This is a genomic window from Asticcacaulis taihuensis (genome assembly GCF_900100255.1).
Taxonomy (GTDB): Bacteria; Pseudomonadota; Alphaproteobacteria; order Caulobacterales; family Caulobacteraceae; genus Asticcacaulis; species Asticcacaulis taihuensis.
In genome coordinates this window covers 1-6324 of record NZ_FMTS01000015.1, presented here as the reverse complement: position 1 = coordinate 6324, position 6324 = coordinate 1, and the positions used below count along the sequence as shown (strand labels likewise).

The 6324-nt window shown below is 52.1% G+C and carries 2 protein-coding genes, 2 tRNA genes and 2 rRNA genes; 5 read left to right on the top strand and 1 reads right to left on the bottom strand.

The window, feature by feature from the left end:
- The first annotated feature begins 31 nt into the window (after window positions 1-31).
- From BLO49_RS18030 to BLO49_RS18015, 4 genes are all read left to right on the top strand, one after another.
- Window positions 32-107: transfer RNA gene (locus tag BLO49_RS18030), tRNA-Ala, on the top strand.
- A gap of 444 nt (window positions 108-551) precedes the next feature.
- Window positions 552-3333: ribosomal RNA gene (locus BLO49_RS18025) — 23S ribosomal RNA — on the top strand.
- A 79-nt stretch (window positions 3334-3412) separates the two neighbouring features.
- A 5S ribosomal RNA gene (rrf, locus tag BLO49_RS18020) occupies window positions 3413-3527 on the top strand.
- A 208-nt stretch (window positions 3528-3735) separates the two neighbouring features.
- Window positions 3736-3812: transfer RNA gene (locus tag BLO49_RS18015), tRNA-Met, on the top strand.
- Between the two features lie 417 nt (window positions 3813-4229).
- On the opposite strand, the gene BLO49_RS18010 is transcribed toward BLO49_RS18015, so the two are convergent.
- Entirely contained in the window at window positions 4230-5282 is a 1053-nt protein-coding gene (locus tag BLO49_RS18010) for an IS110 family RNA-guided transposase (protein ID WP_090651002.1), read from the bottom strand.
- A gap of 295 nt (window positions 5283-5577) precedes the next feature.
- Between BLO49_RS18010 and BLO49_RS18005 the strand changes: the two genes are divergently transcribed.
- Window positions 5578-6156: an RHS repeat domain-containing protein gene (locus tag BLO49_RS18005; protein WP_090651000.1), complete on the top strand. Its 579-nt coding sequence runs from the start codon at window positions 5578-5580 to the stop codon at window positions 6154-6156.
- Window positions 6157-6324 lie beyond the last annotated feature (168 nt).

The following is a 6324-nucleotide window of genomic DNA, read 5'->3' as shown; positions in this document are numbered from 1 at the left end:
TTGTCGGGCCTACCAGGCTAGTCTTGGCGAAGGGGCCATAGCTCAGTTGGTAGAGCGCCTGCTTTGCAAGCAGGATGTCGTCGGTTCGAATCCGTCTGGCTCCACCAGTCCTCACTAACATTCGTCCTGGCGTCGCCAGACGCATGGTTACGTTTTGCACTTTTTGCCTTCGCAAAAAGATGCGGGCTGGCTCCACCCTGCAGCGCTCGAATGAGCTGCTAAGGGTTGGTTGTGCTGCTGCTTACGATGTGTTGCAAGTTTCGTTGGTTATCTTCGGATGACTAACGGGTCCAGGGTCTGTGACCCTGGTTGTAATTGTAAATGAAGGGTTTCTCCGGCATGTTCATAGCTTTAGGAGATATCCGAGAAGACATTGTCTGACAAAAGATCTCAGTACAACCATCCGTTTCCTACTTCTTTCCAAGGGGCGGATCGGTGAGATCTAAAACTCTTATGTTGTCACGCTGCCAGCATCCTCCCCTAGGGGGTGCGCCTTAGACAAGGGCCTGGTGGTTAGCTGTGATGTTGTTAACATAAGTTTCATTGAGAACGATCAAGCGTTAAAGGGCTTCTGACGGATGCCTTGGCGTAGAGAGGCGATGAAGGACGTAGCAAGCTGCGATAAGATGCGGGGAGGCGCTAGCACCCATTGATCCGCATATTTCCGAATGGGGAAACCCACCTTTACGGCTCTCTCATTTGATTATCCCTTCGGGGGTAGTTAGATGAGTTAGTTGTTGAAAGGTATAATAAGCTGAATACATAGGCTTATTAAGCAAACCCGGTGAACTGAAACATCTCAGTAACCGGAGGAAAGGACATCAACCGAGACTTCCCTAGTAGTGGCGAGCGAACGGGAACCAGGCCAGTGCTCTTGTGAAATAAAGGCGAACGCTCTGGAAAGGGCGACCATAGCGGGTGACAGTCCCGTAGCCATCAAACAGCAAGAGACTCGAGTAGGGCGGGACACGTGAAATCCTGTCTGAACATGGGGGGACCACCCTCCAAGCCTAAGTACTCCTCTACGACCGATAGTGAACAAGTACCGTGAGGGAAAGGTGAAAAGCACCCCGACAAGGGGAGTGAAACAGATCCTGAAATCGGAAGCCTACAAGCAGTCGGAGCCCCCAAGCGGGGTGACGGCGTACCTTTTGTATAATGGGTCAGCGACTTCATGTGCCGAGCAAGCTTAAGCCGTTAGGTGTAGGCGTAGCGAAAGCGAGTTTGAATAGAGCGTTAAGTTCGTCGCATGACGACCCGAAACTAGGTGATCTATCCATGAGCAGGATGAAGGTACAGTAACATGTACTGGAGGTCCGAACCGATATCTGTTGAAAAAGATTCGGATGACTTGTGGATAGGGGTGAAAGGCCAATCAAACCTAGACATAGCTGGTTCTCCGCGAAATCTATTTAGGTAGAGCGTCGAATGTATTCCTTGGGGGGTAGAGCACTGGATGGATGCGGGCTGCGCGAGCGGTACCAATTTCAACCAAACTCCGAATACCCAAGAGAACTGTTCGGCAGACACACTGTGGGTGCTAACGTCCATGGTGAAAAGGGAAACAACCCTAACCTGCATCTAAGGCCCCCAAATTATGGCTAAGTGGGAAACGATGTGGGATTGCTTTGACAATCAGGAGGTTGGCTTAGAAGCAGCCATCCTTTAAAGATAGCGTAACAGCTCACTGATCAAGCGATCCTGCGCGGAAAATGTAACGGGGCTAAAGCCATGTGCCGAAGATCAGGGCTTGCATAGCAAGCGGTAGCGGAGCGTTCCGTAAGCCTGTGAAGGTCAATCGTGAGGTTGGCTGGAGGTATCGGAAGTGAGAATGCTGACATGAGTAGCGATAAAGAGTGTGAGAGACACTCTCGCCGAAAGACCAAGGGTTCCTACGTAAAGCTAATCTGCGTAGGGTTAGCCAGCCCCTAAGGCGAGGCCGAAAGGCGTAGTCGATGGGAACCAGGTAAATATTCCTGGGCCAGTATGAAGTGACGGATGCGGTAACTTGTGAGGGCTTATTGGATTGTCCTTGCAGGGAACGTGTCCCTGGAAATAACTCATACAGAGACTGTACCCGAAACCGACACAGGTGGTCAGGTAGAGTATACCAAGGCGCTTGAGAGAACTATGCTGAAGGAACTCGGCAAATTACACGCGTAACTTCGGGATAAGCGTGACTTCACATTGGGCAACCAGTATGAAGTGGCACAGGCTAGGGGGTAGCGACTGTTTATCAAAAACACAGGGCTCTGCGAAGCTGTAAAGCGACGTATAGGGTCTGACGCCTGCCCGGTGCCGGAAGGTTAAAAGGAGTGGTGCAAGCCGCGAATTGAAGCCCCGGTAAACGGCGGCCGTAACTATAACGGTCCTAAGGTAGCGAAATTCCTTGTCGGGTAAGTTCCGACCTGCACGAATGGCGTAACGACTTCCCCACTGTCTCCAGCATAGGCTCAGCGAAATTGAATTCCCCGTGAAGATGCGGGGTTCCCGCGGTCAGACGGAAAGACCCTATGAACCTTTACTATAGCTTCGCCTTGGCGTTAGCAACAACATGTGTAGGATAGGTGGGAGGCTATGAAGCGCGGGCGCCAGTCTGCGTGGAGCCATCCTTGAAATACCACCCTTATTGTTGTTGACGTCTAACCGAGACCCGTTATCCGGGTCCGGGACATGGCGTGGTGGGTAGTTTGACTGGGGCGGTCGCCTCCCAAAGTGTAACGGAGGCGCGCGATGGTGGGCTCAGAACGGTCGGAAATCGTTCGACGAGTGCAATGGCATAAGCCCGCCTGACTGCGAGACTGACAAGTCGAGCAGAGACGAAAGTCGGCCATAGTGATCCGGTGGTCCTTCGTGGACGGGCCATCGCTCAACGGATAAAAGGTACTCTAGGGATAACAGGCTGATTTTGCCCAAGAGTCCATATCGACGGCAAAGTTTGGCACCTCGATGTCGGCTCATCACATCCTGGGGCTGGAGCAGGTCCCAAGGGTATGGCTGTTCGCCATTTAAAGTGGTACGTGAGCTGGGTTCAGAACGTCGTGAGACAGTTTGGTCCCTATCTGCCGTGGGTGTACGAGACTTGAGAGGATCTGTCCCTAGTACGAGAGGACCGGGATGGACATACCTCTGGTGGACCTGTCGTGGCGCCAGCCGCGCAGCAGGGTAGCTAAGTATGGAATAGATAACCGCTGAAAGCATCTAAGCGGGAAACTAACCTCAAAACAAGGTCTCGCTGAGGATCGTGGAAGACTACCACGTTGATAGGCCAGGTGTGGAAGCACGGTGACGTGTGAAGCTAACTGGTACTAATAATCCGATCGGCTTGATCGTTCCTCAATAAAATTTATGGAACAACAAGCAACATACGAACTTCATACAATGTCTTCTCGAAACCCCTGTATTCTGTTGACCTGGTGGCTATGCCGGAAGGTCCCCACCCGATCCCATTCCGAACTCGGTCGTTAAGCCTTCCTGGGCCGATGGTACTTTGTCTTAAGTCACGGGAGAGTAGGTCGTCGCCAGGTCTACAGAATACAGTGGTTGCAAAACACCCTTCATTACAATATTCAAAACGACCGTCAGGCCATTCGCTTGGCGGTCGTTTTTGCTTTTACCGCATGATCTTAAGACCATGCGAAGACGCAGGGCAGGAGCAGCCCCGTCTGGATGGCCATAAGCCAGACAGACAAACGTAAAATACCGGGCTGCGCTCACAGGCCCGACACTTGGTGACGCGGGGTGGAGCAGCCCGGTAGCTCGTCAGGCTCATAACCTGAAGGTCGTCAGTTCAAATCTGGCCCCCGCAACCAAGCTTAATCAGAATAAAATCAAATAGATAACCATCCTTCGGGGCGGCTTTTTTGCGTCTGAAATCCGCCTTCAGCTACCACATAGCTACCATCTGAATCAAAAAGACACACACGGAAGAATATGAACAAAGGCGGATGTGAGATCGAGCACTTTGGGGGCCAATAGTGAACTGGCCCAATTTGTATGGACCGGCTGCCGATCGCAAGTGAGTTTTCGCATGAATAGCAGAAGTCGCTTATATGTATCCGGCCTGTTTGATCGGCATGCGAGCCGTGGCCTTGTTGGGTAATTAGCACGCGCTTTTGGTCTCATTAGCGGATAGGTCGGCAAGCGACCAAAAGGGCCACCTGACTCAGGGCGCGTTTATCGATCCGTTCCATGCATTTCTCATTCGCGAACTTGGTAGAGGTCGGCGCCTAGATCGCCTCGACCTCGATTCTGTGGGTATCGAAGGCTTTGCCTGAGTTCAGGACGCTCCGGGTAATCCGGGCGAGTTTATTGGCGAGGGCAGCGGCGAGCTTATTTCGGTGCATCCGTGCCGCTGCGTTGACGAGCCAATTGCCGAAGCTGAACTTCTCCCAATTCTGCGGCCGCATCAGCAGGACGTTGGCCGCCTGTACGAACAGAGTTCGCAGGTATCGACTGCCACGCTTCGAGATGCGCCCCAATATCGTCCGGCCGCCAGTACTGAACTGCTTGGGGACCAGGCCAAGCCAGGCACCGAAGTCGCGCCCACGATCAAAGGCCTCACCCGTGCCGATGGCGGCTACGACCGCCGTTGAGATCAATGGACCGACACCCGGCACGCTCATCAAGCGCTTACAGTTGGCTTCGGACTGGCTGATCTCCTCAATCTCGCGGGTCACGGTCTCGATGCGTTCATCGAGCCAAAGCCAGTCTTCATAGAGACCTACGATCAAATCGCTCATGCGCGGCGAAATCTCATCCTGCCTGTTTTTCAGGATCTCGAACAATGAGTTGCGCAAGGCGCGAACCCCGGCCCTGACCGTAATACCTTGTTCAATTAGAAAGGCCCTAATTTGATTTATGGTCGCGGTTCGACGGGACACCAGTCGGGAGCGAACACGATGGCAAGCCTGCAGGTCAAGTTGATCCTGCGTCTTCTCAGTCACCGTTGACAGGTTCGGTCGAAGGGCTGCTTCGGCGATAGCTTCAGCATCGTTGTAGTCATTCTTTTGCCCCTTTAGGAACGGCTTCACATAGATCGCCGGAATGATACGTGGCTCATGGCCAAGCTGGCGCAACGTTCGGCTGACGAAATGCGCGCTGAGGCACGCTTCCATACCGATGACGCTAGAGGGCAACTTCTTGAAAGTCTCAACCAGGGCCAACCGCTTGATTTTACGGCGGAAGGCGATCTGGCCGTCAGTACTAAACCCGACAAGGTGAAACACATCCTTGCCGATATCGATGCCTATAGAGGCTAACTCAGGAAGATTGGTGTCCATGGGATGCTTCTCCAGTTGGAGCAGAGCAGTCTACGCCGACTACGCCGCAGGGGAAGCAGCCGGTCCATCCCATTAGGGGAGCTTCCTGGAAAGTGGACAAGTGGAGCCGATTGGGAAATGGGATATGTGAGTCGATCTGGGGGCTAAAATTTCTAGTCAATCACTGTAAACTTTCAACCTTGGCGTTTGAATATCTATTGTTAAGGTATTTTTATATCGTGCGATATGACAGCCTATTGGCTTGCGATAATTATCTATCTAATAAACAATAAGAGATAAAACTCATGGGGCGAACATGACAATTGTTATAAAGAGACGAGCGCTTTTGGGAGGATGTCTTTCTTTGTACCTGCTGCCGAAGGTATCGTTTGGCGCTGTCTCTACCAAGTATGTTTACGACGCACTGGGACGCGTGATCGGTGCCTTATATCCGAACGGCACGTCTACGTTCTACACCTACGATGCTACGGGGAATCGGACGTCAAAGCGCAGCGGAGCAGGGATTAACTCTCAGGGTTTTGATCCCGATTTTTATCGCATCTATTATCCCGACATTTTGTATGCGGGTGTCGATCCATATGTTCATTTCCAAAATGGCGGTTGGTCCGCACGGCGTCGGCCCAGCGCCTATTTTGATACCAATTGGTATCTTGATACATACACAGATGTGGCCGCCACTAACGTAAATCCTCTCGATCATTACAGTAATGGTGGTTGGCGTGAGGGAAGAAACCCTTCAATGTATTTCAACACTAATCTCTACCTACAAAATTACCCCGATATAGCAGCCGCAAACGTCAATCCGTACTGGCATTTTATCAGCGCCGGTATTTATGAAGGCAGGTCGCCTTTCGGTGCGGCACTCTCGTTTTAATTGTTAGGGTATAGAACTCGCCAGTCTCGTCGCACAGAGGTGGAAGTTTCAAGTTGCTGGAACCATTTGTTTCTGACCTGCTCCCCATTTCTTGGCCACCCGAAACTGGAATTTCCGGGGGTTAGGGCTCAGGGTGCGGCTGACACTACTGGGCCGGAAACGAGTGAT

Bases quoted from the DNA above. Each gene is read 5' to 3' on its own strand.
- BLO49_RS18010 (WP_090651002.1), bottom strand. From the start codon at position 5,282: ATGGACACCAATCTTCCTGAGTTAGCCTCTATAGGCATCGATATCGGC.
- BLO49_RS18005 (WP_090651000.1), top strand. From the start codon at position 5,578: ATGACAATTGTTATAAAGAGACGAGCGCTTTTGGGAGGATGTCTTTCT.